22 protein-coding genes are annotated in these 25,550 nt (G+C 72.9%); 9 read left to right on the plus strand and 13 right to left on the minus strand.

What is annotated here, in order from left to right; translation table 11 throughout:
* The first annotated feature begins 5 nt into the window (after positions 1 to 5).
* Both ACFQ7Q_RS08375 and ACFQ7Q_RS08380 read left to right on the plus strand, forming a co-directional pair.
* Positions 6 to 977: a phosphotransferase gene (locus ACFQ7Q_RS08375; protein ID WP_383551302.1), complete on the plus strand. Its 972-nt coding sequence runs from the start codon at positions 6 to 8 to the stop codon at positions 975 to 977.
* A gap of 52 nt (positions 978 to 1,029) precedes the next feature.
* Entirely contained in the window at positions 1,030 to 1,860 is an 831-nt protein-coding gene (locus ACFQ7Q_RS08380) for an alpha/beta fold hydrolase (protein ID WP_383551304.1), read from the plus strand.
* Positions 1,861 to 1,935: 75 nt separating this feature from the next.
* Here ACFQ7Q_RS08380 and ACFQ7Q_RS08385 read toward each other — a convergent pair whose 3' ends face one another.
* From ACFQ7Q_RS08385 to ACFQ7Q_RS08400, 4 genes are all read right to left on the minus strand, one after another.
* Positions 1,936 to 2,658 carry a 3'-5' exonuclease gene (locus tag ACFQ7Q_RS08385; RefSeq protein ID WP_383551306.1) on the minus strand — a complete coding sequence of 241 codons (723 nt, stop codon included), beginning with the start codon at positions 2,656 to 2,658 and terminating at the stop codon, positions 1,936 to 1,938.
* Positions 2,659 to 2,745: 87 nt separating this feature from the next.
* Positions 2,746 to 3,996: an SAV2148 family HEPN domain-containing protein gene (locus tag ACFQ7Q_RS08390; protein WP_383551308.1), complete on the minus strand. Its 1,251-nt coding sequence runs from the start codon at positions 3,994 to 3,996 to the stop codon at positions 2,746 to 2,748.
* A 108-nt stretch (positions 3,997 to 4,104) separates the two neighbouring features.
* The gene (locus tag ACFQ7Q_RS08395; RefSeq protein ID WP_383551310.1) at positions 4,105 to 5,406 is read right to left on the minus strand and encodes a copper amine oxidase; all 1,302 of its coding nucleotides are present in this window, start codon (positions 5,404 to 5,406) and stop codon (positions 4,105 to 4,107) included.
* Positions 5,407 to 5,465: 59 nt separating this feature from the next.
* Entirely contained in the window at positions 5,466 to 6,293 is an 828-nt protein-coding gene (locus tag ACFQ7Q_RS08400) for a Tat pathway signal sequence domain protein (protein ID WP_383551311.1), read from the minus strand.
* Between the two features lie 136 nt (positions 6,294 to 6,429).
* On the opposite strand from ACFQ7Q_RS08400, the gene glgX reads away from it, so the two are divergent.
* Entirely contained in the window at positions 6,430 to 8,550 is a 2,121-nt protein-coding gene (gene glgX, locus ACFQ7Q_RS08405; RefSeq protein WP_383551313.1) for a glycogen debranching protein GlgX, read from the plus strand.
* Positions 8,551 to 8,641: 91 nt separating this feature from the next.
* Here the strand turns inward: glgX and ACFQ7Q_RS08410 are convergent, their stop codons facing one another.
* On the minus strand, positions 8,642 to 9,865 hold the full coding sequence (locus ACFQ7Q_RS08410; protein WP_383551442.1) for an MFS transporter: 1,224 nt from the start codon (positions 9,863 to 9,865) through the stop codon (positions 8,642 to 8,644).
* Positions 9,866 to 9,958: 93 nt separating this feature from the next.
* Here ACFQ7Q_RS08410 and treY point away from each other — a divergent pair, with 93 nt between their 5' ends.
* Positions 9,959 to 12,310: a malto-oligosyltrehalose synthase gene (gene treY / locus ACFQ7Q_RS08415; protein WP_383551315.1), complete on the plus strand. Its 2,352-nt coding sequence runs from the start codon at positions 9,959 to 9,961 to the stop codon at positions 12,308 to 12,310.
* A 131-nt stretch (positions 12,311 to 12,441) separates the two neighbouring features.
* Here treY and ACFQ7Q_RS08420 read toward each other — a convergent pair whose 3' ends face one another.
* The 3 genes from ACFQ7Q_RS08420 to ACFQ7Q_RS08430 all read right to left on the minus strand — a co-directional run bounded on the left by ACFQ7Q_RS08420 (position 12,442) and on the right by ACFQ7Q_RS08430 (position 16,632).
* Positions 12,442 to 13,506 carry a cytochrome P450 gene (locus tag ACFQ7Q_RS08420; RefSeq protein ID WP_383551317.1) on the minus strand — a complete coding sequence of 355 codons (1,065 nt, stop codon included), beginning with the start codon at positions 13,504 to 13,506 and terminating at the stop codon, positions 12,442 to 12,444.
* Positions 13,507 to 13,720: 214 nt separating this feature from the next.
* The gene (locus ACFQ7Q_RS08425; protein WP_383551319.1) at positions 13,721 to 15,916 is read right to left on the minus strand and encodes an MMPL family transporter; all 2,196 of its coding nucleotides are present in this window, start codon (positions 15,914 to 15,916) and stop codon (positions 13,721 to 13,723) included.
* A 167-nt stretch (positions 15,917 to 16,083) separates the two neighbouring features.
* The gene (locus ACFQ7Q_RS08430; RefSeq protein ID WP_383551321.1) at positions 16,084 to 16,632 is read right to left on the minus strand and encodes an FHA domain-containing protein; all 549 of its coding nucleotides are present in this window, start codon (positions 16,630 to 16,632) and stop codon (positions 16,084 to 16,086) included.
* Between the two features lie 150 nt (positions 16,633 to 16,782).
* Between ACFQ7Q_RS08430 and ACFQ7Q_RS08435 the strand changes: the two genes are divergently transcribed.
* Both ACFQ7Q_RS08435 and treZ read left to right on the plus strand, forming a co-directional pair.
* Positions 16,783 to 16,914 carry a hypothetical protein gene (locus ACFQ7Q_RS08435; protein WP_383551323.1) on the plus strand — a complete coding sequence of 44 codons (132 nt, stop codon included), beginning with the start codon at positions 16,783 to 16,785 and terminating at the stop codon, positions 16,912 to 16,914.
* 64 nt (positions 16,915 to 16,978) lie between these two features.
* Positions 16,979 to 18,730 (plus strand): malto-oligosyltrehalose trehalohydrolase, encoded by a 1,752-nt coding sequence (gene treZ / locus ACFQ7Q_RS08440; RefSeq protein WP_383551444.1) that lies wholly within the window; start codon positions 16,979 to 16,981, stop codon positions 18,728 to 18,730.
* 201 nt (positions 18,731 to 18,931) lie between these two features.
* Here treZ and ACFQ7Q_RS08445 read toward each other — a convergent pair whose 3' ends face one another.
* Genes ACFQ7Q_RS08445 through ACFQ7Q_RS08455 form a run of 3 tightly spaced genes read right to left on the minus strand, consistent with a single transcriptional unit; the run spans position 18,932 to position 22,030 of the window.
* Positions 18,932 to 20,077 (minus strand): aminopeptidase P family protein, encoded by a 1,146-nt coding sequence (locus ACFQ7Q_RS08445; RefSeq protein ID WP_383551325.1) that lies wholly within the window; start codon positions 20,075 to 20,077, stop codon positions 18,932 to 18,934.
* A 39-nt stretch (positions 20,078 to 20,116) separates the two neighbouring features.
* Positions 20,117 to 21,082 (minus strand): hypothetical protein, encoded by a 966-nt coding sequence (locus tag ACFQ7Q_RS08450; protein WP_383551327.1) that lies wholly within the window; start codon positions 21,080 to 21,082, stop codon positions 20,117 to 20,119.
* Positions 21,083 to 21,133: 51 nt separating this feature from the next.
* Positions 21,134 to 22,030, minus strand: coding sequence for a LysR family transcriptional regulator (locus ACFQ7Q_RS08455; RefSeq protein ID WP_383551329.1), 897 nt, complete (start codon positions 22,028 to 22,030; stop codon positions 21,134 to 21,136).
* Between the two features lie 77 nt (positions 22,031 to 22,107).
* On the opposite strand from ACFQ7Q_RS08455, the gene ACFQ7Q_RS08460 reads away from it, so the two are divergent.
* Positions 22,108 to 22,833 (plus strand): hypothetical protein, encoded by a 726-nt coding sequence (locus tag ACFQ7Q_RS08460; protein ID WP_383551331.1) that lies wholly within the window; start codon positions 22,108 to 22,110, stop codon positions 22,831 to 22,833.
* Positions 22,834 to 22,894: 61 nt separating this feature from the next.
* Here ACFQ7Q_RS08460 and ACFQ7Q_RS08465 read toward each other — a convergent pair whose 3' ends face one another.
* Together ACFQ7Q_RS08465 and ACFQ7Q_RS08470 are read right to left on the minus strand one after the other, a co-directional pair.
* Positions 22,895 to 23,800: a poly-gamma-glutamate hydrolase family protein gene (locus ACFQ7Q_RS08465; protein WP_383551332.1), complete on the minus strand. Its 906-nt coding sequence runs from the start codon at positions 23,798 to 23,800 to the stop codon at positions 22,895 to 22,897.
* A 42-nt stretch (positions 23,801 to 23,842) separates the two neighbouring features.
* Positions 23,843 to 24,478, minus strand: coding sequence for a nucleoside/nucleotide kinase family protein (locus ACFQ7Q_RS08470; RefSeq protein ID WP_383551334.1), 636 nt, complete (start codon positions 24,476 to 24,478; stop codon positions 23,843 to 23,845).
* 47 nt (positions 24,479 to 24,525) lie between these two features.
* Here ACFQ7Q_RS08470 and ACFQ7Q_RS08475 point away from each other — a divergent pair, with 47 nt between their 5' ends.
* Both ACFQ7Q_RS08475 and ACFQ7Q_RS08480 read left to right on the plus strand, forming a co-directional pair.
* Positions 24,526 to 24,918, plus strand: a complete 393-nt coding sequence (locus ACFQ7Q_RS08475; protein WP_383551336.1) for a VOC family protein — start codon at positions 24,526 to 24,528, stop codon at positions 24,916 to 24,918.
* A 236-nt stretch (positions 24,919 to 25,154) separates the two neighbouring features.
* Complete coding sequence (locus tag ACFQ7Q_RS08480; protein WP_383551338.1) at positions 25,155 to 25,544, plus strand: hypothetical protein; 390 nt, start codon at positions 25,155 to 25,157, stop codon at positions 25,542 to 25,544.
* Positions 25,545 to 25,550: the final 6 nt, after the last annotated feature.

Raw genomic sequence — 25,550 nt, forward strand, 5'->3', positions numbered from 1 at the left:
GAGCGATGGACGAGGCGCGGGCACGGGAGATCCTGGCCGCCGCGGGGCTGCCGTCAGGCGGCGAGGCGGGCGTCGGCGCGGGCCTCGCGGGCCGCGGCGAGGCGGGCGTCGGTGCGGCGGGCCGCGGCGAGGCGGGCGTCGGTGCGGCGGGCGTCGGTGCTGTGCGCGATCCGGGGGCGGCGCTGCTGGCGCTCGGGGAGAACGCGGTCTTCGCCGTGGGCGATCTCGTGGTGAAGATCGGCCGGGAGGCGGAGCTGCTCCCCCGGGCCGAGCGGGAGCTGGCGCTCGCGGCATGGCTGGCGGAGGCGGGCATTCCGGCCGTACGGGCGGCGGAGCCCGAGCCGCGGCTGGTGGAGGGGCATCCGGTCACCCTCTGGCACCGGCTTCCGGAAGCCGTCCGGCCGGCCGAGCCGCGCGATCTGGCGCCGCTGCTACGACGGATCCACGCCCTGCCCGAGCCAGCCGGCCTCACGCTTCCGCGCCGGGAACTGCTCGGCGGGGTCGAACGGTGGCTGCGGCTGGCCGGCGACGCGATCGACCCGGCCGACGCGGCCTTCCTGCGCGAGCGGCGGGACTCCTTCGCCCCGGCGGCGGCCGCCCTCACCCCGCACCTCGCCCCCGGTCCGATCCACGGGGACGCGCTGCCCCGTAACGTCCACGTCGGCCCCGAAGGGCCGGTCCTGGTCGACCTGGAGACCTTCTCCTCCGATCTGCGCGAGCACGACCTGGTGGTGCTCGCGCTCTCCCGGGACCGGTACGGACTCGACCCGGCCGCGTACGACGCGTTCACCGAGGCGTACGGCTGGGACGTGCGGGAGTGGGACGGGTGCGCGGTGCTGCGCAGTGCCCGGGAGACGGCGAGCTGCGCCTGGGTGGCCCAGCACGCTCCGACGAACCCCAAGGCACTGGCCGAATTCGAGCGCCGCGTGGCCTCGCTGCGGGAAGGTGACCCTGAGGTGCGGTGGTACCCCTTCTGACGGCTTGGCGGGGCGCGCCGCTCGAATTCCCTCTCACGATCGGGGTGTTGTGATGCGTGTGGAACTGTCCGAGGTGACGCTCGACGTCGAGGTGAGCGGCCAGGGTCCGGCCGTCCTGCTGGTGCACGGCTTTCCCGACAGCCACCATCTCTGGCGCCATCAGGTGCCGGCCCTGACCGCGGCCGGGTACACGTGCGTCGCTCCGACGCTGCGCGGCTTCGGCGCCTCGGGCCGGCCGGAGGGCGGCGTGGAGGCGTACCACCCGGGCAGGCACGTCGGCGATCTGCTCGAACTCCTCGCCCGGCTGGAGATCGACCGGGTCCATCTCGTCGGGCACGACTGGGGCTCGGGCATCGTGCAGGGTCTCGCCCAGGGTGCGCCCGAGCGGGTCGCGAGTCTGAGCATCCTGTCGGTCGGCCACCTGGCGTCCGTCCTCGCCGCGGGCTCCGAACAGAAGCAGCGGTCCTGGTACATGCTCCTGTTCCAGTTCCCGGGGCTGGCCGAGGAGTGGCTCGCGCGGGACGACTTCGCCAACCTCCGGGAGATGCTGGGCGAGCACCCCGACGCGGAGACGATCATCGAAGCGCTGCGGGCGCCCGGCGCGCTGACGGCCGCGCTGAACATCTACCGGGCGGGCATCCCCGCCGAGGTCCAGTTCGGCCCGGCCCTGCCTCTTCCGCCGCTGCCCGGCCCCGTGCTGGGCGTGTGGTCCCCCGGCGACCGCTTCATGACCGAGCAGTCCATGACCGGCACCGGGAAGCACGTGGACGGCACCTGGCGCTACGAGCGCGTCGAGGACGCGGGTCACTGGCTCCAGCTGGACCAGCCCGAGCGGATCAACTCGCTGCTCCTGGACTTCCTGGCGGAGAACCCGATCGGCTGACCGCAACCGCTCGGACGCCGAACAAAGCGTCGGCGTCGGGGGGGCGCCCTCGGGGAGTCGTCGGCCGGGCGGTCGTCAGCCGACGACCGTGGCCGGCTCGCGCAGCGGCCAGGTCGGGTCGACGACCGCCTCCGGGCTGCCCTTGCGGCGCAGGAAGTCCTGGAAGTCCTCCGCCCAGACGCGGTACCAGCCGATCTGACGCTCATGGAGCTCCGCCGGGGTCAGCTCGGCCACCGACCTGTGCCGCTCGGCTATCGCGACCGCCACCCGCACGGCGGCCAGCGCGTCGGCCGCCGCCTGGTGGGCCGCTTCGAGGACGACGCCGTACTCCGCGCAGACCGCCTCCAGGGTCCGCTTCCCGCGGCGGTAGCGGTCGACGGCCCGGTCGATGGTGTACGGGTCGACGACCGGACCTATCGGCGCGCCGCCCAGCCGCTCGCTCAGCGAGGGGAGCCCGTGGCGCCGCAGCTCGGCGGAGAGCAGTGTCAGGTCGAAGGACGCGTTGTACGCCACGACCGGGACCCCCCGCGACCAGTACCCCGTCAACGTCTCGGCGATCTCGTCGGCGACCTCGCGCACCGGCCGCCCCTCGGCGGCCGCCCGCTCGCTGCTGATGCCGTGGATCGCGGACGCCTGTGCCGGGATACGGATCCCCGGGTCGGCGAGCCAGTCCCGCTGCCTCGCGACGCGCCCGCCGTGGACGCCGACGATCGACGCCGTCACGATCCGCGCCTCCAGCGGTTCGGTGCCGGTCGTCTCCAGGTCGAATCCGACCAGCTCTTCCCCGTGCCAAGCCATCGGGCCTCCTTACGTGATCTCCCCCGTGGTGCTGAACACCCTCGCACGAGCCACTGACAACGGCCCTCGGGCAAGGGGCGCCGGGTCTCAGGAGACCGGCCGGGAGTCGAGCCAGACCGACTCGAACTCATCCCGATACGTAGCGAAAAGTCCGTAATCGCCATCGCGTGGCTGCGGTCCCGAGCGCACCACGTTCCGGCCACCCCCGCGCAGCACGAGGACCGGCGCCTCCATCCCCCGCGCCTTGCGCAGATAGGACTGGACGACCCCGACGCCGTCCGGCCCGTCCCCGTCCACCAGGTAGGCGGTGAAGCGAGGCGTCTCGTCGAAGACATGGATCTGGAAGGCGCCCGGATCGCGCAGCTTGGAGCGCACCCGCCGCATATGGAGGATGTTCATCTCCACGGAGCGGCTCAGCTCGCCCTTCTTCAGGCCCAGTTCGCGCTCACGCCGCTTCACGGCGCTGCTCGCCGGGTTCAGGAACAGCAGCCGTATCCGGCAGCCCGACTCGGCCAGCCGCACGAGCCGCCGGCCGGAGAAGTTCTGCACCAGCAGATTCAGGCCTATGCCGGTGGCGTCGAGGCGCCGCGCCCCGCCGAAGAGGTCCTCGGCCGGCAGCTGCCGCTGCAGCCGCACCCGGTCGGGATGGACGGAGACCACGTCCGCGTACCGGTCCCCGACCAGGTCCTCGACGGCGTCGACCGGAAGCCGGTCGGCGGACGGCACAGCCGCCCCGCTGCCGAGGATCTCCAGGAGCCGGGCCGAGGCCCGCTCGGACTGGGCGAGCACGGTGAGCGAGAGGGCCCGGTTGCGGGAGACGACGTTGCGCGTCACCTCCAGCTCGTCCAGGGCGAGCTCGACCTCCCGCCGGTCGTCGAAGTACGGCTCGAAGCACGGCCAGTGCTGCACCATCAGCTCCCGCAACTGCGGGAGCGTGAGGAAGCTCAGCACGTTGTCGTCTGCCGGGTCGAGGAGGTAGCCCTTGCGCCGCGAGACCTCGCGGACGGCGACGGCGCGCTGCACCCACTCCTGTCCCGCCGGGCCGGCCGCGGCCACCACCCAGTCCTCGCCGTGCACCGGTTCGTACACCGGCCGCAGCACTGCGGCCACCACCGCCCGCAGCCGCTGCTCGACGAGATTCAGCCAGATGTAGGCCCTGCCCGCCCGCTGGGCACGGGTGCGCACCTCGCTCCAGGCATCGGCGCCCCAGTCGAGCTCCGCCCCGATCTCCATCGGCCTGGCGACGGAGACCGCTCCTGGCGGGACTTCCACGGGGTCGGGGGAGCCCCCCTCGTGACCCGCGTCACCTGGGGGCAGCTCCAGACCTCCCGAGCTCACCCGCGCACCGCCTTCTACTTCTGGACGCCGTTCCGACCGTCTGTCGACGATCAAGGAAGGGTACTCCGCGAGCGGGAGGCGGTGCAGCAGGATCGGCAGGCTGCTTGCTCAACTCCCCTGATTCGGAGCGCCGTTCTGGTCGGCGAGATCGGCCGGAGTGAGCGGATTCATAGCGGTAACGTCCCTGGGTGCGAGCTGGAAGCCCTGCCAGTGGACCGGCATCGGCTGCTGGTCCTCGTCCCGGGCGATGTGGTGGAACCCGATGTTGACCCAGACGGCGGGGTCGGTCAGCGTCTCGCCGTTGACCCACCTGTCCACGCTGTCGGGTGCGTTCGGCCCGCAGTCGAGGATGTTGTTGCTGGCGAACTGCTCACAGGCACGGGTCTGGGTGAAGTAGATGTCGTGCTTGGTGAAGCCGCGCCCGGCGTGGATGTTGGAGGGGCCGGGCACGATCTCGTACGAGCGGGCGTGGCCGTCCTTGTTCTTGCCGGTGGCGCTGACCACCCGCCACCAGCGCATGTTCTTCGCGTCGCCCGCGAGCTCCTTGGTCACCGGGGTGCGCGTGGTCTTCACGGTCGGTCCGCCGCCGCCGGCCGCCGGGGCCGTGACCTTGGAGTCGTACTGCTCGATCCGGTCCTTGACGCTGCCGTCGAGACCGAAGTCGAGCCGCCAGAAGACGTTGTGGGCATGGCTGGTGGCGTAGGAGCGGGCGCCGGGGCCGATGGGCCAGCCACGGCCGTCCGTGGCGTTGTAGTCGCCCGGCGCCAGACTGCCGGTGGCGCCGACGTTGGCGGCGATCGTGCCGTCGGAGGAGAACCGCCACTCGGTGATGTACTCGTACCAGGCCACCTTGTTGACGGTGTAGACGAGCAGGTCCTTGCCCTGGGCCTGCCAGACCTTCGTGCCCTCGTCGTTGGCCATCCGGTAGGCGTGGCCGCGTGCCCGGGTGGTGGTGCACAGGCCGTTGACCTTGCCGACCTCCGGGACCTTCACGGCGGTGATCGTGCCGCCGGGGCACTCGGCCGGCTTCAGGTTCTGCAGCCCCCAGCCGAAGCCGGCGCCGGTGAGGTCGTCGTACTCGGCGTTGCCGTCGTCGTAGGGGACGTGGATCTGCGCGAGCTTGGCGCTGTTGAGGACGCGGATCGGGGCGGCCGCGCTCTTGGGCTGGTAGGTGACCTTGTCCAGGACGAGCCCGGAGTCGGTGTCGTAGCGCCAGCACATGCGCCAGGTGGTGCCGCCGTCGAGGGTCTGCTCGACCCGGTAGGCGGCGGAGCAGTCGGGGCGGGGCGGGGCGGGTGCCGCCGTGGCGGAGCTCACCGGGCCCGCGGCCGCCGTGGCGGTGCCGAGGAGCGCGGCGGAGGCGAGGACGGCGCCGTGCTTGCGGGCGCGCGAGAGGAACGGGTGGGGCATCGGTCGAGAACTCCCTCGTTGGGGGTCACCCCGGCCGAAGGCCGGGGGAGCGTCGGTGGTCAGCCGACGCGCGTGACGGTCCTGGCGCTGAGATCGACGATGAGGTTCCGGGTGTCGATCCACGAGCCGTTGAGGATCTTGGTGACGAGCCGGACGCAGCGGTGCTCGCCGCACGCGGCGAGCGGGGCGGGCACCTTCGCCTCGCGGTAGGTGCGGTAGACGTCGCCGTTGAACCAGAGCTGGTCGGTCGAGGTCAGCTCCTTGCCGGTGGCGTCCTTGTAGTCCTCGCGGACCCCCTTGCCGTGCGGGCCGGCGAGGATCAGCTCCAGGGCCTCGCGCAGCTCCTCGGGGTGCGCCGAGGGCTGCACCCCGCGCTGCACGCCGGCGTGCTCGACCTTTCCCGTCTCCAGGTTGACGGTCCGGGTGATCAGCTCGTTCCGTCCGTAGTCGTAGAAGCGGACCTCGGCGCGGCGCGGCGAGCCGGGTTCGTCGATCTCCTCGGGCAGCGGATCGGCCAGCTCGGTGGCCAGGTGCTGTGGCCCCCTGCCCCCTTCGACGTCGCGCTGCGCGGAGGCGGCCGGCGGGGTCAGCGCCAGGGCCTCGGCCCGCTTCAGCTCGTCGTCGGTGAGCGGGTCGGTGCCGACTCCCTTCGCCCCCTCGGGCGGTGCGGTGGCCAGGGTCGCGGGCTCCGGCGCCGTACCGGCGGCGTCCGCCGACCCCGGCGGTGCGGACGCGGCGGCACGCCCCCCGGCCAGGTCGTTCCCGCGCGTGCCCTCGGCCCCCGCGTTCCCCGGCAGGGTGATCCCGACCATGACGGCGGTTCCCGTCACCGCCATGGCCGCGCCCGCCACCACTTTCCCCAGATGGCGGCGCACTATTTCGTACACACTTCCCCCTCTGTATCCCCCTTGTGACTGGTCACCCGGTAGGACGGGCCGAAGTCCTAGGAGGTTGCCCCCTTTTCGGGCAGGATCTGGCCGGAGTGCACCCCAACACCCGGATCAGAATGGAAGAGTCTTATCTATGCAGGTCTGGCCGGGACAGGCGTATCCCCTGGGCGCCACCTACGACGGCGCTGGAACCAATTTCGCGGTCTTCTCCGAGGCCGCCCACAGAATCGAGCTGTGTCTGCTCCACGACGACGGCTCGGAGACGGCGGTGGAGCTGCGCGAGACGGACGCCTTCGTCCGGCACGCCTATCTGCCGGGAGTGATGCCGGGTCAGCGGTACGGGTTCCGGGTCCACGGCCCGTACGCGCCGGAGCTCGGGCAGCGCTGCAACTCGGCGAAGCTGCTCCTGGACCCCTATGCCCGTGCGGTCTCGGGCTCGATCGACTGGGGCGAGGCGGTGTACGGCTACCACTTCGGGCGGCCGGACTCGCGCAACGACCTGGACTCGGCGCCGCACACGATGACCTCGGTCGTGGTCAATCCGTACTTCGACTGGGGCGACGACCGGCGCCCCCGCACCGACTACCACCGCACGGTGATCTACGAGGCCCATGTGAAGGGCCTGACGATGCTCCACCCGGAGCTGCCGGAGGAGCTGCGCGGCACGTACGCGGGGCTCGCGCACCCGGCGGTCATCGGCCATCTCAAGGAACTGGGTGTCACGGCGCTGGAGTTGATGCCGGTGCACCAGTTCGTCAACGACCACCGGCTGGTGGACGCGGGCCTCTCGAACTACTGGGGCTACAACACCATCGGCTTCTTCGCCCCGCACAACGCCTATGCCTCCTGGGGCGACCGGGGCCAGCAGGTGCTGGAGTTCAAGTCGGCGGTACGGGCCCTGCACCAGGCGGGGATCGAGGTCATCCTCGACGTGGTCTACAACCACACGGCCGAGGGCAACCACCTCGGCCCGACGCTCTCCTTCCGGGGCCTGGACAACCCCTCGTACTACCGGCTGGCGAACGACCGCCGGTACTACACGGACACCACCGGCACCGGGAACTCGCTGCTCATGCGGTCCCCGCACGTGCTCCAGCTGATCATGGACAGCCTGCGGTACTGGGTGACCGAGATGCATGTCGACGGCTTCCGCTTCGACCTGGCGGCGACGCTCGCCCGGCAGTTCCACGAGGTGGACCGGCTGTCCTCGTTCTTCGACCTGGTTCAGCAGGACCCGGTGGTCAGCCAGGTGAAGCTGATCGCCGAGCCGTGGGACGTGGGCGAAGGCGGCTACCAGGTGGGCAATTTCCCGCCGTTGTGGACCGAGTGGAACGGCAAGTACCGGGACTGCGTACGGGACCTGTGGCGCGGGGAGCCCCGGACGCTCGCGGAGTTCGCGTCCCGGCTGACCGGCTCGTCCGACCTCTACCAGGACGACGGGCGACGGCCGCTCGCCTCCGTCAACTTCGTCACCTGCCACGACGGCTTCACACTGCGCGATCTCGTCTCGTACAACCAGAAGCACAACGAGGCCAACGGGGAGGGCAATCGGGACGGCGAGGGCTACAACCGGTCGTGGAACTGCGGCGCCGAGGGCGAGACCGACGACATCGGCACCACCGAGCTGCGCAACCGGCAGATGCGGAACTTCCTCGCGACGCTGATGCTGTCGCAGGGCGTACCGATGCTCAGCCACGGCGACGAGTTCGGGCGGACGCAGGGCGGGAACAACAACGCGTACTGCCAGGACAACGAGGTGTCCTGGGTGCGCTGGCCGGAGCCGGGAGCCGCAGAGGAGGGCACCCTGCTGGAGTTCACCCGTGCTATGGCCCGGCTGCGACGGGACCATCCGGTCTTCCGACGCCGCCGCTTCTTCCACGGGCGACCGGTGGAGGGCACGCACGACGAGCTCACGGACATCGCCTGGTTCACCCCGGAGGGCGAGGAGATGACCGCGCGGGACTGGCAGGCCACGCATGCCCAGGCGCTGTCGGTCTTCCTGAACGGCAACGCGATCTCGGAGCCGGGGCCGCAGGGTGAACGGATCGCGGACGACTCGTTCCTGCTGATGTTCAACGCGTCGTCGCAGGAGCTGGAGTTCGAGGTCCCTGTCAACCACGGCCAGACATGGCGGGTGGTGGTGGACACGTCCCACCCGGAGGGCATCCCACCCCAGGAGGGCCCGAAGGTGGCGGCGGGCGAGCGCGTGGCGTTGGCGCCGCTGAGCCTGACTGTCCTGAAACGCCCGGCGTAGGGGGCCGCTCCGGGGGTGGTGACCAGCCACTTCCGGAGCGCGGCCCTCACGAGGACGGCGGCGCCACCTTCCCACGAAGGGGGCGCCGCCGTCAGGGGCTGGAGATCAGGTCCCGGGACGTCCGCGTCGGGGCCCCGCCGCGGACCGTCCAGGAGAGCACCGCGCACAGCACCGCGGCCCCCACCGCCACGGCGAACGCCGCCTCGACCCCGTGCGTGTCCGCGAGCCGCCCCGACAGGGCGAGCGCCAGCGCCTGCCCGCCCACGACACCGCTGGTCAGGAACGCCATGGACTCGGCCAGTCGGGACGCCGGGACGGTCCGCTCGGTGAGACCGAAGACGGTGATCAGATGCGGCGCGTACGCGGCACCGAGGACGATCACGACCCCGTACAGCGCGACCAGCGAGTCGACGAAGAGGAGCGGGACGGACAGGACCACGAGCGCGGCCGTCGAGACCCGCCATCGCGTCGCCGGCCCGATCCGAGCGGGGACGGCCGCCATGGAGAGCCCGACCGCGGCGCTCATCACCCCCATCGCCGCATAGACGAGCCCCGCCTGGGCCGGCGCCCCTAGCCTCTCGGTCAGCGCGGTGATCCCGGCCTGCGAGGCCCCGAACATGGCGCCCTGAAGCACCATCGCGATCCGCAGCGCGTACGCGGACCCCGGCAGCCGACCCCGTTCGGCGGCAGCCGTCCGGGTGGTGGCGGCCTTCGTGCCGCCCTCGGCCACGAGGGCCGACGGGTGCAGCGCGAAGGCCGCGCCGCAGGTGACGAGGAGCGCCGCCGCGAGGAGCAGGGCCGCGGCCGGGTGGGCCAGCGCCGCGGCGACACCGACGAGGGCCGGGCCGAGGACGAACGAGACCTCGTCGAGGGTTCCTTCGAAGGACAGCACGGTCCCCACCGTCCGGTCGTCCGCGCCGGAGCGCCGGGCCAGGGCCACCGAGCGCGTCCGGGCGAGCGGCCCGATCTGCGGGACACTCGCCCCGGCGAGCGCGCCGAGGGCCATCAGCCAGCCGGTCGCCGCGTGAGCGAGCGCGGCGAGGACGAGCGCGACGACGGCCACCGCGTTGGCGAGGGACGCGGCAAGGACCACCCCGCGCTGCCCGCGCCGGTCCGCGAGCCGGCCGATGACCGGTCCTGCCACGGTCTGCCCCGCCGCGAGCGCCCCTCCGGCGAGCCCCGCCGTGGTCAGTGATCCGCTCGTCTCGGAGACCAGGAGAAGGCTGCCGAGCTGGCACATGGCGGTGGGCAGCCGCCCCAGGAAGGAGACGACCGGCAGCCCCGGTCCGAGCAGTGACAGGGTGTCGCGATACATACGGAGCATCGGCCGAACGTAACGCGATGCACACGAACGGACGCATGAGGCGATGACACAGAAGCCTCCTCGCCGGGTACGTACGTTCGCATGATGCCCTCGCCCACCGCCCCGACGGTCCCCACCGCCACCTATCGGCTCCAACTCCAGCCGGAGTTCCCCTTCTCGGCAGCCGAGCGGGCTGTCCCGTACCTCGCCGGCCTCGGGGTGTCCCACCTCCATCTCTCCCCCGTCCTGGAGTCCGTGCCCGGCTCCACGCACGGCTACGACGTGACCGACCACCGCACGATCCGCCGGGAGCTGGGCGGCGAGGAGGGACTGCGGGCTCTCGCGGCGGCCGCCCGGGCACACGGCCTCGGTCTGGTCGTGGATCTGGTGCCCAATCACATGGCCGCGTCCCCCGCCCACAACCACGCACTCCAGGCGGTGCTGCGCGAGGGCCCGGACTCGCCGTACGCCCGCTGGTTCGACATCGACTGGGAGGCGGGCGACGGCCGGGTCCTGCTGCCCGTCCTGCCGGCCCGACTGCCGGACATCCGGGAACAGCTGCGGGTGGCCGACGGCGCGCTACACCTGGACGGTCAGGCGTTCCCGCTCCGTGCGGGCACCGAGGAGCTGCCGCTGCCCGAGCTGCTCGACGCCCAGTGGTATCGCCTGGCCTGGTGGCGGCTGGCCCGCACCGAGCTCAACTACCGCCGCTTCTTCACCATCTCGGAGCTGATCGGGGTTCGGGTGGAGGACCCCGAGGTGTTCGGCGACACCCACGGCAAGATCGTGGAGCTGGTGCGGGACGGGGTGATCGAGGGGCTGCGGATCGACCATCCCGACGGGCTCGCCGACCCGGAGGGCTATCTGGAGCGGCTGCACGAGGCCACGGGCGGCCGGTGCTGGACGGTGGTGGAGAAGATCCTCACCGGTACGGAGCCGCTGCCGCCGGGCTGGCCCGTGGCCGGGACCACCGGCTATGACGCCCTGCGGTATGTGGACGGGGTCTTCGTGGACGGCGCGGGCGCCGACGAACTCCTCGATGTGTACCGTGAGTTCGCCGGGCGGGCCGGGGACCGGGGAGGCATCTGGGAGGCGACGGCCCGCCGTGCCGCGTACAAGGTCGTGACGCACGAGCTGTCCGCGGAGACGACTGCCCTGACCCGGATCGCGGGGCGGATCTGCGCCGCCGACCCGCAGCTGCGCGACCACGCGCCGTGGGCGCTGCGGACCGCGATCCGTGAACTGCTGGTCCGCGTACCGGTCTACCGCACGTATCGGACCGGCGGAGAGGCGGTCCTCACCCCGGACGCGGCGCGCGGGGCGAAGGCGGCCTTCGCGGTGCCCGAGGAGGCCACGGCCGTCGACACCGTACGGGACCTGGCGCTCGGGCGGCTCGGCGACGGCCCCGAACACGCGGCGTTCCGGGCGAGGTTCGCGCAGACGTCCTCCGCCCTGCGGGCCAAGTCCGTGGAGGACACCGCCTTCTACCGCTACACCCCGCTGCTGTCGGCGAACGAGGTGGGCGGGGATCCCGGTCGTCCGGCCGTCGCGCCGGAGGAGTTCCACGCGTACTGCATGCGGCTGGCCCGGGACTGGCCCTCCACCGGGACGGTGCTCACCACGCACGACACGAAGCGCAGCGCAGACGTCCGGGCGGGGATCGCGATCCTTTCCCAATGCCCTTCGGTCTGGGCCGCGTTGCTGGAGGAGGTGGCGGGCGTGCCGGCACCCGATCCGCACCTGGCGTGGACGGCGTGGCAGACGGCGTTCGGCTTCGGCGCCCCGGATCCGGACCGGCTCGGTCCCGCGGTGCTGAAGTCCGTACGGGAGGCGGGGCTGCACACCAGCTGGACGGAGCCCGACGCGGTGTACGAGCGGGCCGTGACCGACTTCGTGGCGGCGGGGCCCGGCCGGATTCCGCTGCGGGCGGCGTCGGAGGCGGCGTTCGCCCTGGAGCCGCACATCCGGGCGCAGATGCTGGGCGCGACGCTGGTGCAGCTGACGATGCCGGGTGTGCCGGAGCTGTATCAGGGGACGGAGCGGGAGTATCGGGCGCTGGTCGACCCGGACAACCGGCGGCCGTTCGCGATCGGGCCAGACGACGACAAGACGGCGCTGGTCAGGGCGGCGCTGCGGCTGCGGCGCGGGCATCCGGAACTCTTCGGCGCGGCCGGGAGCTACATGCCGCTGCCCGCGTCGGGCGCCGCGGCCGCGCACTGCCTGGCGTTCGCCCGGGGCGAGGGGGCCACACCGGAGGCGATCACGGCGGTCACCCGACTCCCGCTGCGCCTCGCGGAGGCGGGCGGCTGGCAGGAAACGGAACTGCCTCTGCCGCCGGGCCCGTGGTTCGACCTCCTGGACGGGGCACGGGAGTTCCGGGGCGGCACGGTGAAACTGACCGACCTCTTCGCCGACCGCCCGGTGGCCCTCCTCACCCCGGAGCGCCGCCGCCCGTGAAGCCGGGTTTCCGCGGGGGGCGCCGTAGTGGGCATCCGTTCCGCCGGGGCGGGTGCGCACCCCCGTTATGCCCAGGAACCCGTGCCTGCGGTGCCCACGGGTGCGGCGCCGTCGTCGGGGTTGCGTGTGCGCTAGCCGCCCGGGCGTACCAGGAGGTTCCGTGGGGATCGGGTGATCACGCCCGTGCGTTCGGGGCGGAAGCCCTCCGCCAGGCGGAGGTGCGGCATGGCGTGGAACAGGGCCCGTAGGGCGTACTCGGCCTCCAGGCTTGCGAGGAGGACCGCGGGGCAGGCGCCCCGGCCGTAGGTGAGCTGGTCGGCGTCGTCGCGCAGCGGGTCGTAGCGGTCGGGGTCGCGGAAGCGTTCCGGGTCGCGGCTCGCGGCTCCGATCAGGAGGGCGACGGGCTCCCCCGCCGGGATCGTGCCGCCGCTGACCCGTACCTCGGCGCCCGTGCGCCGGACGGCGATCTGCACCGGCGGGTCGCGCCGCAGCGACTCGGCCCAGGCGCGGGCGATCTGCCCGGCCGGGGCGTCCAGGAGGGCCAGCGCGTGTTCCCGGTCGACGAGCACGTTGGCGAGGAAGTTGGCGAGGGCCTTCTCCCGTACCGCGATCTGGCCCGTGCACTGACCGGCGAGCGCGGAGGCGGCGCGGCCGCGGACCAGGCGCATCATGTCCCGGTAGGGCACCCCGACGGCGGCGGCGACCGTGCCGGCGGGCAGCCAGTGGCAGAAGTCCGCGACCAGGTCGGCCTGGCGACGGTCGGCGATGCGCCGGGCGAGGACGAAGGCGGTACGGGAGGCGACACTCCGGAGCTCGCTCTCGTCGACGTCGACGTGCGTCTCCGCGCACGGCGGGTCGCCGGGCCGGTGGCCGTGCGTGAAGCGGGCGTCGGTGAGGGCCGTGGCGACGTCGGCGTACCGGCTGAGCACCCACGCCCGCAGCAGCGGGTCGTAGGTGAGCGGGAACTCCTCCCGCAGCACCCGGTGTACGCGGTGCGGGTCCCGGCCGGCGCCGGGATCGAGAGGGCTGGGCGCGACCGTCCGGGTCCGCGACCGCTCGGCGACGAAGGGCGCGTCCGCCCGGACGCGCGCGGCGCCGGGGCCGTTCGCCCATACGCGCGGGGGCTGCGCGGGTTCCATCCGTGGCACGGTCGCCCAGCCGTCCGGCCGTATGCCCGAGTTCGACTCGTCGTTCATCGCGCCCCCTGTCGGACACCTGTCGGAACACCGTGAGTGCGTCTCCCCACCCCACCATCGCGACGGGGCCACCGCAGCCCGCACACCGCCGAACGGGTGAATGTCGACGGCGCCTCACCGGACACGCGAGGGGTCCCGGGCCAGGACGGCCCGGGACCCCTCGCGTTCCGTGGCGGCGGGGACGCCGCGTGACGTCCGGCCGGGCCGCCCCGTCTCAGACCTCCACCGGCGTCACCGGCATCGCAGGCGCCGGCACGCGCGTCGTCCGGACCTCCGCCTTCGCCGGACGCCGCGGCCACCAGACACGCTCGCCCAGGAGGGCCATCGCCGACGGGAGGATGATCGCGCGCAGCACGATCGCGTCGAAGAGGACGGCGACGGTCAGACCCACGGCGATCTGCTTCATCTCGATGCGGTCGATGAAGAGGAAGCTGACGAAGACCGACACCATGATCACCGCCGCGCTCGTCACCACACTCGCCGAACCGGCGATCCCGTCGACCACCGCCTGACGCGTCGGGACCCCACGCTCCACCGCCTCCCGGATCCGGCTGACCACGAAGATCTGGTAGTCCGTGGAGAGACCCACGAGGATCGCGAGCACCAGAAGCGGCGTACGGGAACCGACGAAGCCCAGCGACTCGAAGCCGAGCGGTCCCTGCGCCCAGGTCCCCTGGAAGACCAGCGTGAGGACACCCCAGGCCACCAGTACCGCCGCCAGGTTGAGCAGCGTGCCGAGCGCCGCCATCACGACCGACCGGAACGCGGCGTACATGATCGCCAGCGTGGCGAGCGCGACGAAGAGCACCACCCAGGGCAGCCGCTCCCGCTGGTGCGCCGCGTAGTCCGCGCCGGCCGCGATCTCGCCGGACACGGCCCACTGCAGCCCCGGCACTCCCTCGACGGCCGCCGGCAGCCGCCCCCGGACCCGCTCCAGGGAGCGGGCGGCCTCGGGCGAGTTCGCGGCGTACGGGACGGGCAGGGCCAGCAGCGCCGTGCGCCCGTCCTCGGCCGTCCGCACCACCGGCGCCCGGTCCTGGGCGAACAGCGCGTCGCCGCGGGTGGCCTCGGCCAGCTTCCGAAGCGGCGCGGCCGGGTCCTCGCCCCGTACGAGCACGAGATGTGCGGGCCCCTCGGAGGGGAAGGCGGTCACGAGCCTGTCGTACGCGGCGACCGCCGGGATGCTGTCCGGGAAGGTCTCCTTGCCCTCGGTGCCGAGCCTCATCCCCAGCGCGGGCGCGGCGAGCGCGACGGTGGCGACGAGGCCGGTGATCAGGGCGACGAGCGGGCGGCGGACGACGGGTCGCAACAGCCTGGCCCACAGGCGCCCTTCGCCGCCGGCGCGGCGCCGGCGGGCGAGCCTGCCGCCGTCCATCCGGTGGCCGAGCTTGGCCAGCAGGGCGGGCAGCACGGTCAGCGAGCCGCCCACCGCCACGAGCGTGACGAGGATCGCCCCGGTGGCGATCGAGGAGAAGATCACGTCGCCGACGAGGTACAGCGCGGCGAGGGACAGGGCGACGGCGAGACCGGAGTCGACGACCGCCCGACCGGAGGTCTCGGCGGCCAGTTCGACGGCCCGGGCGTGGGAGATCGTCCCGCCGGAGCGGTCGCGCTCCTCCCGGGCCCGCTTGAGGTAGAAGAGCGAGTAGTCGACGCCGACGGCCATGCCCATCATGAAGATCACGCTGAGCGCCGCGCCGCCCGCGTCCGGGAAGACCCAGGAGGCGAGCCCGTACAGGCCGACCGAGCCCGCGAAGGCGAAGACGGCGAGGAGGACGGGGATGCCGGCGGCGAGGACCGCGCCGAAGACGACGAAGAGGATGAGGAAGGTGACCGGGAGACTGATCATCTCGGTCCGCTGGAGGTCCCGGCCCTGCTTGTCGTTGACCGCGACGGAGATGGAGGCGCTGCCCGTCTGCTCGATCCGCAGGTCGGGGTGGGCCCGCTGGACGGCCGCGGTCTGCGCGAGGAGCGCGTCGACGTCCTTCTTCGCCGTCTCCCGGTCCCCGCGCAGGGTGACGGCGATCCGCAGGGCGCCGCCGTCATGGGCGGCGACGGGCTCACCGACCGACTCGACGGCGGGCAGCCCGTCCATCCGGCGGCGGATCTCGCCGGCGGCGGCGGTGGGTTCGTCCCCGGCGGTCCGGGCCGTGCGCTCGATCAGCACCTGCTCGACGGGCGGCGGCGTCAGTCCGCTGCCGGAGGCCATGGCCTCGGCCCGTCCGGCCTCACCGATCCAGAAGTCGGCGAACGAGCCCTTGTTCATGCCCGCGGCGGCCCCCGCGCCGATGCACAGCGCGAGGAGGAGCACCCAGCCGGAGATGGCCTTCCACGGGTGCGTGGCACACCACTGCGCCGTTCGGACCGTGACCGGGACTCTGCCTCGGGGCTGCTGACCTGTTGTCCTCATGGTGATCAGCCTCCCGTCGGAGACGGCACCGGGTCACTGGTGGACTCCGGTGTCCCGATGGGGGTTACCCCCACCCGTACGGGAAATCCCCTACCGGGGAAGGCGGTTGGGCCGACACGAGGCACGGCCGCCGAGCCGGCACGCGTCCCTCTGCCCCGCCCCGCCGTTCAGCGGACCGAGAGCCGGAACGACATCTGTCCGAACGCCACCATGTCGCCCGCCCGCACGGCCACCGCTCCCGTGACCCGCCGGCCGTTGACGCTCGTGCCGTTGGTCGAGCCGAGGTCGCGCAGCACCCACATGCCGCCTTGGAGGGAGAGTTCGGCGTGCAGCCTGGAGACCGTCTCGTGGCTCAGTCGCAGCCCGTTCGCCGGGTCGCGGCCGATCCGCAGCGGGTACGGACCCGGTTCGGGCAGCAGCAGCTTCGGCAGCCGCTCGGCATGCCAGGCGCGGCCGAGCTTGGCCGTGAACGCGGACATCTTCTCGACCGCGCCCACCACCCGCCGCGTCCAGCCGGACTCGGTCTGCAGATCGGCGGTGAGCAGAGCCAGTTCGTCCGGCCGGCGCGCGACGAGCGCGCGCTCCATCCGGAACAGGAAGGTGTCGTGCGAGAGCCTGCCCTGCGCGGCACCCTCACGGAGCAGCACCAGCGCACGGTCCCGCTCGGCGTCGGTAAGCCGTGCGGAGTGCGTGGAGAACTCGAAAGGCGTCGTCACACCGTGATTGTCGGTCCGAGGGGCCGGACGTGTCCAGAACGGGGCTCGTCACATGACCCGCCATGACCGACGACGTGGTACCGCGACCGCTCTCCCGGCCGCAGGAGCGGGGGCTTCGCCGAGGACACCCGCGTCCTGGCGGGCCAGGACGTGCCCCGCATCCGTGCGGCGGCCGACCCGGGCGACGTCCCGACGGCGAACGCCTTCGCCCGCACGGGTTACGCGACGTCCGAGCGAGCGATCGACTTCGTGCGGGACACACCGGGCGTGGCCCGGTCCTGACTGCCAGGATGGACGCCGTAGTCGTTGTCGTTGCGTGGTGTCCGTCGACGAGGGGATTCGACCGGTGCTCTTCGAGGTGTGGGCCCCGCAGGCCCGTGACCGGGTGACGCTGGAGCTGAACGGCACCGGGCAGCCCCTGGAGCGGGACGCCGAGCGGGACGGCTGGTGGACCGGGGTCGCGGCGGCCGAGGACGGCGACCGCTACGGCTTCTCCCTGGACGGCGGGCCCGTACTGCCCGACCCCCGATCCCGCCGCCAGCCGGACGGGCCGGACGGACTCAGCGCGGTCGTCGACCACTCCGGGTACGTCTGGTTCAACGAGTCCCCGCGGCTGCGGCTGCGCGCCGGGGTCCTGTACGAGCTGCACATCGGGACCTTCACCCCCGACGGGACGCTGGACGCGGCCGCCGAGCGGCTGGGGGAGCTGGCGGGGCTCGGCATCACCCATGTGGAGCTGATGCCCCTCTGTCCTTTCCCGGGGATCCGCGGCTGGGGGTACGACGGCGTCGCGCCGTGGGCGGTCCACGAGCCGTACGGCGGGCCGACGGCGCTGAAGCGGTTCGTCGACACGGCGCACGGCCTCGGGATGGGGGTGGTCCTGGACGTCGTCCACAACCATCTCGGCCCGTCCGGCAACCATCTGCCGTCCTTCGGCCCGTACTTCACCGACACGCACCACACGCCGTGGGGTTCGGCCGTGAACCTGGACGCGGCGGGCTCGGACGAGGTCCGCGCGTATCTGCGGGACAGCGCGCTCGCCTGGCTCCAGGACTACCGGATCGACGGACTCCGGCTGGACGCCGTGCACGCCCTGGTGGACGACCGGGCGCTGACGTTCCTGGAGGAGCTGTCGGAGGCGGTGGACGAGCTGGCGCGGGAGCAGGGCCGCCAGCACTTCCTGATCGCCGAGTCGGACCTCGCCGACCCGCGGACGACGACCCCGCGCGTCTCGGGCGGTCTGGGCATCCACGCCCAGTGGAACGACGACTTCCACCACGCCCTGCACACCGCGCTGACCGGTGAGTCCCAGGGCTACTACGCCGACTTCGCGCGCGCCCCGCTGGCCGCGCTCGCCAAGACCCTGACCCACGTCTTCTTCCACGACGGTACGTACTCGAGCTTCCGGGGCCGTCGCCACGGACGGCCGGTCGACCGGGTCCGTACCCCCGCGCACCGCTTCCTGGGCTACGCCCAGACGCACGACCAGATCGGGAACCGGGCGCTGGGCGACCGGCTCTCCGCGACCCTCTCCCCCGGCCTGCTCGCCTGCGCGGCGACGCTCGTCCTGACCGGGCCCTCGGTCCCGATGCTCTTCATGGGCGAGGAGTGGGGCGCGAAGACGCCCTGGCAGTACTTCACCGACCACACGGACCCGGAGCTGGCGGAGGCGGTACGGCGGGGCAGGCGACGGGAGTTCGCGGAACACGGCTGGGCGGAGGAGGACATCCCCGATCCCCAGGAGCCCGCGACCCGGGACCGCTCCGTCCTGGACCGCACGGAACGCGAGCGCGCCCCGCACAACCGGCTGCTCGCCTGGCACCGCGAACTGATCGCGCTGCGCCGGACCCTGCCGGACCTCACCGACCCGGACCTGGCGGCGGTCCGGGTCGCGTTCGACGAGGAGGCCCGCTGGCTGGCGTTCCGCCGCGGGGTGCTGCGGATCGCGGTCAACCTCGGCAAGGAACCGCTGGAGATCCCCCTCGGCACGAACGGCCGCGACCGGGTCCTCGCCGCCTGGGATCCGGTCGACGCCCCCGGCTTGGACGGCCTGCTGCGCCTGCCGGCGGAATGCGCGGTGGTACTGACGGACGGGTGAGCGGGGGGTCGGGGCACGCTCGCGGTCCTGTTCACCGGCTCCCTGCTGCTGATCGAGGACATCGACCGGCCCTTCGACGGCCAGATCCGGATCACGGGCGACGCGATGCAGGGCACTGCGCAGGACATCTCCGAGGACTTCGCCGCGGACCACCCGGGGGCCGCGCTCCCCTGCGACGAGGGCGGCATGCGCACCACCTGATCACTCCACGATCGCCATCTCGTGGGGCGTGTTGTTGAAGCGGCGGCCGCCGGTGCCGTCCTCCGTCGGCGTCACGATGTCCTCGATACGGACGCCGAAACGGCCCGGGAGATAGACACCGGGCTCGATGGAGAAGCACATGCCGGGCACGATCGGGCGCTCCTCCCCCTCGATCATGTACGGGGGTTCGTGGGTGGTGACCCCGATGCCGTGGCCGGTGCGGTGGATGAAGTACTCGCCGTAGCCCGCGTCCGTGATCACCTTGCGGGCCGCCCGGTCGACGTCCTGGCAGGCCGCACCGGGCCGGACGGCCTCGAAGCCGGCCTGCTGGGCCTCCCGCACCAGGTCGTGGACGCGCTGCTCCTCGGCGGTCGGCTCGCCGACGTGGACGGTACGGGTGGTGTCCGAGCCGTACCCGTGCTTGAGCCCGCCGAAGTCGAGGACGACCATGTCGCCGCGCTGGATGGTCCGGTCCCCCGCTTCGTGGTGCGGGTTCGCGCCGTTGGGGCCGGAGCCGACGACGGTGAAGTCGACCTGGGAGTGGCCGAAGCGCATGAGCAGCGCGGCGAGGTCGGCCGCGACCTCGGTCTCCCGACGGCCGGCGAAGGCGACCTTGAGGATCTCGCCGTACGCCTGGTCGGCGGCGGCGCCCGCGGCCGCGATCCGCTCCAGCTCGTGGGCGTCCTTGACCGCCCGCAGCATCGGCAGCGCCTCGGTCAGGGACACGTACGAGGTGCCGGGAAGCTCCTTCTGCAGCCCGAGGAGGTGCATCGCCCAGGCGTTGTCGCTGACGCCGAAGCGTCCCTCGCCGTCGAGGAGGGGTGCGGTGACCGCGTACGGGTCCTTGCCGTCGGTCCAGTCCCGCAGCCTGAGCGCGGTGGCGCCCGGGGCCTTCTCGGCGTCCGGGGCCTCCAGGGTCGGCACGACGAGGACCGGGTCCCGGCCGGCGGCGATGACGAGGACGGTGAGCCGCTCGGTGATCGCGGTCGGCTGATAGCCGGTCAGGTAGACCAGGTCCGGGCCGGGCGCGACGAGGACACCGGCGAGTCCGGCGTCGGCCGCCGACGCGGCGGCGCGCTCCATCCGGGCGCGGTAGTCGTCGGCGGTGAAGGGGGCGGGCGTACGGGACTCGGGCGTACTCGACATGGGGTCATCCTGCCCGCCGAGCCCTCGGACCGCGACCGCTCAGCGCCCGTCCGGACCCGGCCCCTGGGCGATGAGGTGCTCGAGCAGCTCGTGGAAGTCCTCGCCGACGACGATCCGCAACTCCCCGCCGTCCGCGTCCCGGTCGCTGAGCTGGGTGAGGGTGCCGCCGCGCCACCAGAAGACGTAGGGGCTGATGGCGCCCGGGGTGTCCTCGTAGCCGGAGGCGGCGAACGAGGCCATCGCGCCGAGCGCGGGCACGATCGTGGTGTCGCGGATCGGGTGGAAGGCGAGCTGGTGGCGGAACGGCATCGCCACCAGGGCGCCGTGCTCGCCGAGCGGCTGCCCGGTGACGCGCCGTACGACCGCGTCCAGGTCCAGGACGCGGCTCGCGGTGTAGAAGGAGTCGCCGAGGATCACCTCGAAGCACATGCCGTCGGCGTCCCGTACCGTCTCGTGGCCTTCGACGGGCAGCCCGCGCAGATTGGCGAGCGCCCGGTCGCGCAACCGGTCGACGTCGCCGAGTGGTTCGATTGCCTCGTCGGTGAGCATCATGACGCTCTCCGGCAGGTCGAGGGCGAGGATCTCGTACAGTCCGGGCGCGACGCTCCGTGCGTAGCCGAAGGTCCCCGGGTCGATGCCCTCGCCGCTGACCACCCGCGGGTAGAGCTGGGAGCGGATCTGCTCGGGCGGGAGGGTGTCGAGCGCGGACGGGCCGTCCATGGTGCGCAGCACCAGGCCGACGTGGCGGCGGATGAGCGCGGGCCAGGCGCGCGGTCCGCGGCGGTCGTTGTGGCAGACCGCGGCGAGGTTGCCGAGACCGAACTTGCGGCCGTCGGCGTCGCTCACCAGGTCGGCGTAGACCGTGACTTCGAGGCCGAGCTCGGCGAACGCCTCGCGGACCCGGCTGCGGAACAGGGCGGCCTCGCGCTCGGAGAAGTACGAGAACTCGGGGTCCCTGGGCGCGTCGTCACCGTCGCGCCTGGGTCCTCGCCGGAACAACCCCACGTCCGCCCGCCTTCCGTCGCCTGGGGAACAGCCTAGGGGGTGTCGAGTGGATCAGGTGCGGAGTCGCCAAGTCGACTCCGCGACCAGGCAGGCCGCCAACTCGACGGCCGAGGCGGCTGGTTCGGCTCCGGTGTGGAGGAGTTCGGTGCGGTGCACGAGGCGGGGCGCGCTCAGCGGTACGGCGACGGCGCCCGCGATCGCGTCGGCGAGGGAGAGGGGCAGCAGCGTCAGGCCGTGGCCGGCGGCGGCCAGCGCGCCGAGGGTGCGGGTGTCGGTGCCTTCGTAGAGCAACGCGGTACGGAAGCCGTGGCCGGCCGGGCCGCCGTGCGCTGCGCGCAGTCCGTCGAGCGGGATCCCGGCCTCGGGGGCGTCCAGCCAGCGCGCGTCGACGAGGTCCGCGAGGCGCAGTCCGGGGCGCCCGGCGAGCGGATGGCCTGCGGGCAGGACCACGGCGAGCGGTTCTTCGGCGACGCGCACGGCGGTGAGCGGTGCGACGTCGGGGAGCCGCAACGGGTCGCTGGGCGCGGCGAGTCCGTCGACGAGACCGAGATCGGCGGCGCCGGTCGCGACGGCGGCCGGCACCTCGTCGCGGGGCAGGGTGCGCAGGGTGACCCCGGAGGCGGGGAGTGCGCCGAGCGTACGGGGGTGCAGGGCGAGCGGGGAGACCGCGAGGGTCAGCGTCCCGCGGGGCGCGGCGGCGAACCGGGCGAGGTCGGCGCGGGCGGCGTCGAGCCGGAGGAGGAGAGACCCGGCGTGTTCGAGGAGTCGCTCACCCGCGGGGGTGGGGACGACGGGGCGGCGGCCGAGCAGCGGCAGTCCGAGGTCGTTCTCCAGGGCGGCGATGTGCTGGGAGACGGCGGACTGGGTGTAGCCCAGTTCGCGGGCGGCCTCGGAGAAGGAGGCGAGCCGGGCGACGGTGACGTACGTACGCAGGAGGTGCGGATCCATGGCCATAAGTGTTCACGATGGAAAGTGCAGGAATCATCGTTGGACGTGAACCAGGCCGTCCGACCAGCATGGTCCGCATGACGAAGACATCCCGTATCGCCCTGGTCGGCGACCGTTCCCCGCATGTGAAGTCCCATGTCCGCATCCCTCTGTTGCTGGACGCGCTGGCCGAGCGCGACGGCCTCGTGCTCGACGCCTACTGGATCCCGACCGGGGACGCGGAGGCGCCCGGCGCGGTGAAGGGCTTCGACGCGGTGTGGGTCCTGCCCGGGAGTCCGTACGCGAGTGAGGCGGGCGCGCTGGCGGCGATCCGCACGGCGCGGGAGGACGGGATTCCGTTTCTCGGCACCTGCGGTGGCTTCCAGCACGCGCTGCTCGAGTTCGCCCGCGACGTGTGCGGCCTGAGCGCCGCCGCGCATGCCGAGAACGACCCGGCAGCGGCCGGCGACGACCTGCTGATCGCGCCACTCGCGTGCTCCCTGGTGGGCCACGAGGGGGCGGTGCGGGTGACACCGGGCTCGCTGGCGGAGTCCGTGCTCGGCGCCGAGCGGACGACGGAGCGGTACCACTGCAACTACGGCCCGGACGGCCGCCGTCTGGACACGCTGCGGGCTCACGGCCTGCGCTTCACGGGCGAGGACGAGGAGGGCCAGGTCCGGATCGCGGAGCTGCCCGGGCACCCGTTCTTCCTGGCGACGCTGTTCCAGCCGGAGCTCGCGGGCGACGGCTCGCGCCCGCACCCGATCGTCCGGGCGCTGGCGCGGGCGGCGACGGAGCGGGCGGCCAAGGGGCGGGCGCTGTAGAACGGCGCCGCTACGGGCGGTCCGCCCCCGGATCGCGATCACGGGTACGGCCGCGCCCCGTCTACGCGGCGTCGCGGCCGAGTTCGTGGCGGTCGACGGCTTCGCGTACGGCGTCGACGAAGCCGTTCCAGAAGTGGGCCTCGTCGGCGGTGCCCTTGCCGGCGGTCGCCCTGCGGTCGGCGGCGCTGCCGAAGGTGCCGAACATCGCCCTGCGCAACTCGGTGGAGATCTCCAGCTGGGCTCCGGCCCCGCTGCTCGTGCGGTTGACGATGTTCGCGGGATCGTCACCGTTCAGCGGGGAGTCGACGCCCGCGACGACCACCGTCACGTCCAGCCGGGAGGTGCCGGTGCCGGTGGTGAGGCCGTGCGCGGCGAAGGCGGATGCCAGATTGCGCATCAAACGCTGCTCGCGGCCGCCGATGAGGATCTGCTTGGCCGGGCCCGTCTCGGGGGCGAAGCCGTGCAGGGAGACGGCGTACAGGTTGTGGCCGCAGACGGCCAGGGCGGCCGGGTCGTCGCAGTGGGTCGAGGTGACATGGAGTTCGCCGGAGGAGGCGAGCCCCTCGAACATCCAGTAGTCGCGTTGCGGGACGCCGGCCACGGCCGCGGGCGCGGCCCCTGCGCCGGTGGGCGTGTACCCGGCGATGGCGAGGCACAGTTCGCTGGTGCCCGCCTCGATGCCGCCGCCGTGCGGCGCGATGATCGCCGTGCTGCGGACGGGTTCGCTCGTCCCGCTCGCGTTGTCGAGGAGTTCCGCCGGGGCGCCGCGGCGGAAGCGGCGCATCCAGTGGACGCCCTCCTGGTACGTACCGCTGCTGTACAGCGCCGTGTTCGAGGGGAACTCGGCGGCGGCGGTGGTGGCCGCGGCGGCGGTACTGCCGTTCCCCGCGAGGTCGTTGATCAGGGGGAGGCCGGCGGCCGCGGCCGCCATGGAGGTCAGGATCGTGCGGCGACTGGTCGTGTTCATGCGGTGATCATGTCCGATGGGCGGCGGACGTCTCCTGAAGGGTCAGTTCATGCGTACGACGAGGTGGGCGCGGTGCCGGCCGCGGGCGACGAGCCGGGCGTTGGACTCGTCGGAGTCCTGGACCCAGCGCTCGGCGTGGGCGCGGTCCTTGCCGAAGCGGACGTGGCGCTCGACGAGCCGGGGAACGCGGCGGCGGTCGTCGAGCTCCAGGTACCAGGCCTCGTCGAGGAGCGGCAGGACGGTGGCCCAGTGGCCCTCGTCGTGGAGCAGGTAGTTGCCCTCGGTGACCACGAGCGGGACGTCGGGGGCGACCGGTATCGCGCCGGCGACGGGCTCCTCGATGGCCCGGTCGAAGGCGGGGGCGTAGACGGTGGTGCCGGGCTCGGGGGCGCGCAGGCGGGTGAGGAGCGCGGTGTACCCGGCGGCGTCGAAGGTGTCGGGCGCGCCCTTGCGCCGCGCGCGCCCGAGCCGTTCCAGCTCCTGCTGCGCGAGGTGGAAGCCGTCCATGGGCACGAGGGCGGCGAGCCCGTCGAGCCGGGCGACGAGCCGGGCCGCCAGCGTGGACTTCCCGGCCCCCGGAGCTCCGGCGAGACCCAGGATCCGCCGCCGGCCGGGAACGGCGAGCAGCCGTGCGCGGGCGGTGAGCTCGGTGAGCGACTGGGCGTCCATGGGGTGCATTCTCGCACCGTGTGGCGCCCGTGAAGTCATACGTATAACCTGAGCGTATGTCCTCCATCGCTCTCGTCACCCTCGTCGTCCGTGACTACGACGAGGCCATCGCCTTCTACACCGACGCCCTCGGCTTCGACCTCGTCGAGGACACGGACCGTGGCGACGGCTCCCGCTGGGTCGTCGTCCGCCCCGCGGGCGGCCCCGCCGGCACGGGCCTGCTGCTCGCCCGCGCGAACGGCGCCGCCCAGGAGTCCGCCGTAGGCGCCCAGACGGGCGGCCGTGTCGGCTTCTTCCTCCACACGGACGACTTCGCCCGCGACCACGCCCGGATGACAGCGGCGGGCGTCCACTTCCTGGAGACCCCCCGCCACGAGCCGTACGGCTCGGTCGCGGTCTTCGAGGACCTCTACGGCAACCGCTGGGACCTCCTGCAACCGACGACCTGACCCGGGGGGGGCGGCCGCTCGGTCCGCGCGACCGGCATCACGGCTTCGAGTGCCCCCCCCACCCGCCCCACTGGTTCAACTCGACTGCGGGGCACGGCCGTATGGCACCCTGAAGAGGCGCACATCTGTGCGTGAGCAACTCCACGGCCGCCCAGGGGGAGACGGACGCGATGTCATTCGACGAAGAATGGGGGCAGCTACGAGCTGCTGCCTCAGCCAGGCTCGAAACCGCACCGATGCAGCTCAATCAGGCGCCGGGGGGCGGAGACCATCGGAGCGGCGGGCCAGGGACGGGCGGCGCGGGCTTCTCCGCGAACGCCGCGTCCATCAACGGCAGTTCGCATCTGCTGATGGAAGTCGCCGGGCTCCTCTACGAGGGCCGCATGGACGGCGAGAACGCGACCCAGTGCCGCGCACCGCGCGCGCATGCCGATGTCTCGTCGAACGTGGACACCTTCGCCCGGTTCGCCAAGGACCAGTACAACGACATGGTGGCTCTGCTCGCCTCCCTGTCCACCAGGCTCAGGTCCTCCGGCAACGACTACGTCACCGTCGATCAGAAGGTCCAGGGCAGCATGAACGCTCTGCTCGACTGCGGACGCTACGTCCCCGCGAAGGACAGGTGAGCGAGG

The sequence above is a fragment of the Streptomyces sp. NPDC056527 genome, from assembly GCF_042794475.1.
In the GTDB taxonomy this organism is placed as follows: domain Bacteria; phylum Actinomycetota; class Actinomycetes; order Streptomycetales; family Streptomycetaceae; genus Streptomyces.

Coding starts and splice junctions, on each gene's coding strand:
- ACFQ7Q_RS08420 (WP_383551317.1), bottom strand. CDS start 13,506: ATGAACGACGAGTCGAACTCGGGCATACGGCCGGACGGCTGGGCGACC.
- ACFQ7Q_RS08475 (WP_383551336.1), top strand. CDS start 24,526: ATGTCCTCCATCGCTCTCGTCACCCTCGTCGTCCGTGACTACGACGAG.
- ACFQ7Q_RS08385 (WP_383551306.1), bottom strand. CDS start 2,658: ATGGCTTGGCACGGGGAAGAGCTGGTCGGATTCGACCTGGAGACGACC.
- ACFQ7Q_RS08460 (WP_383551331.1), top strand. CDS start 22,108: ATGACGAAGACATCCCGTATCGCCCTGGTCGGCGACCGTTCCCCGCAT.
- ACFQ7Q_RS08380 (WP_383551304.1), top strand. CDS start 1,030: ATGCGTGTGGAACTGTCCGAGGTGACGCTCGACGTCGAGGTGAGCGGC.
- ACFQ7Q_RS08395 (WP_383551310.1), bottom strand. CDS start 5,406: ATGCCCCACCCGTTCCTCTCGCGCGCCCGCAAGCACGGCGCCGTCCTC.
- ACFQ7Q_RS08480 (WP_383551338.1), top strand. CDS start 25,155: ATGCAGCTCAATCAGGCGCCGGGGGGCGGAGACCATCGGAGCGGCGGG.
- ACFQ7Q_RS08470 (WP_383551334.1), bottom strand. CDS start 24,478: ATGCACCCCATGGACGCCCAGTCGCTCACCGAGCTCACCGCCCGCGCA.
- ACFQ7Q_RS08425 (WP_383551319.1), bottom strand. CDS start 15,916: ATGAGGACAACAGGTCAGCAGCCCCGAGGCAGAGTCCCGGTCACGGTC.
- treY (WP_383551315.1), top strand. CDS start 9,959: ATGCCCTCGCCCACCGCCCCGACGGTCCCCACCGCCACCTATCGGCTC.
- ACFQ7Q_RS08465 (WP_383551332.1), bottom strand. CDS start 23,800: ATGAACACGACCAGTCGCCGCACGATCCTGACCTCCATGGCGGCCGCG.
- ACFQ7Q_RS08375 (WP_383551302.1), top strand. CDS start 6: ATGGACGAGGCGCGGGCACGGGAGATCCTGGCCGCCGCGGGGCTGCCG.
- ACFQ7Q_RS08445 (WP_383551325.1), bottom strand. CDS start 20,077: ATGTCGAGTACGCCCGAGTCCCGTACGCCCGCCCCCTTCACCGCCGAC.
- glgX (WP_383551313.1), top strand. CDS start 6,430: ATGCAGGTCTGGCCGGGACAGGCGTATCCCCTGGGCGCCACCTACGAC.
- ACFQ7Q_RS08410 (WP_383551442.1), bottom strand. CDS start 9,865: ATGTATCGCGACACCCTGTCACTGCTCGGACCGGGGCTGCCGGTCGTC.
- ACFQ7Q_RS08455 (WP_383551329.1), bottom strand. CDS start 22,030: ATGGATCCGCACCTCCTGCGTACGTACGTCACCGTCGCCCGGCTCGCC.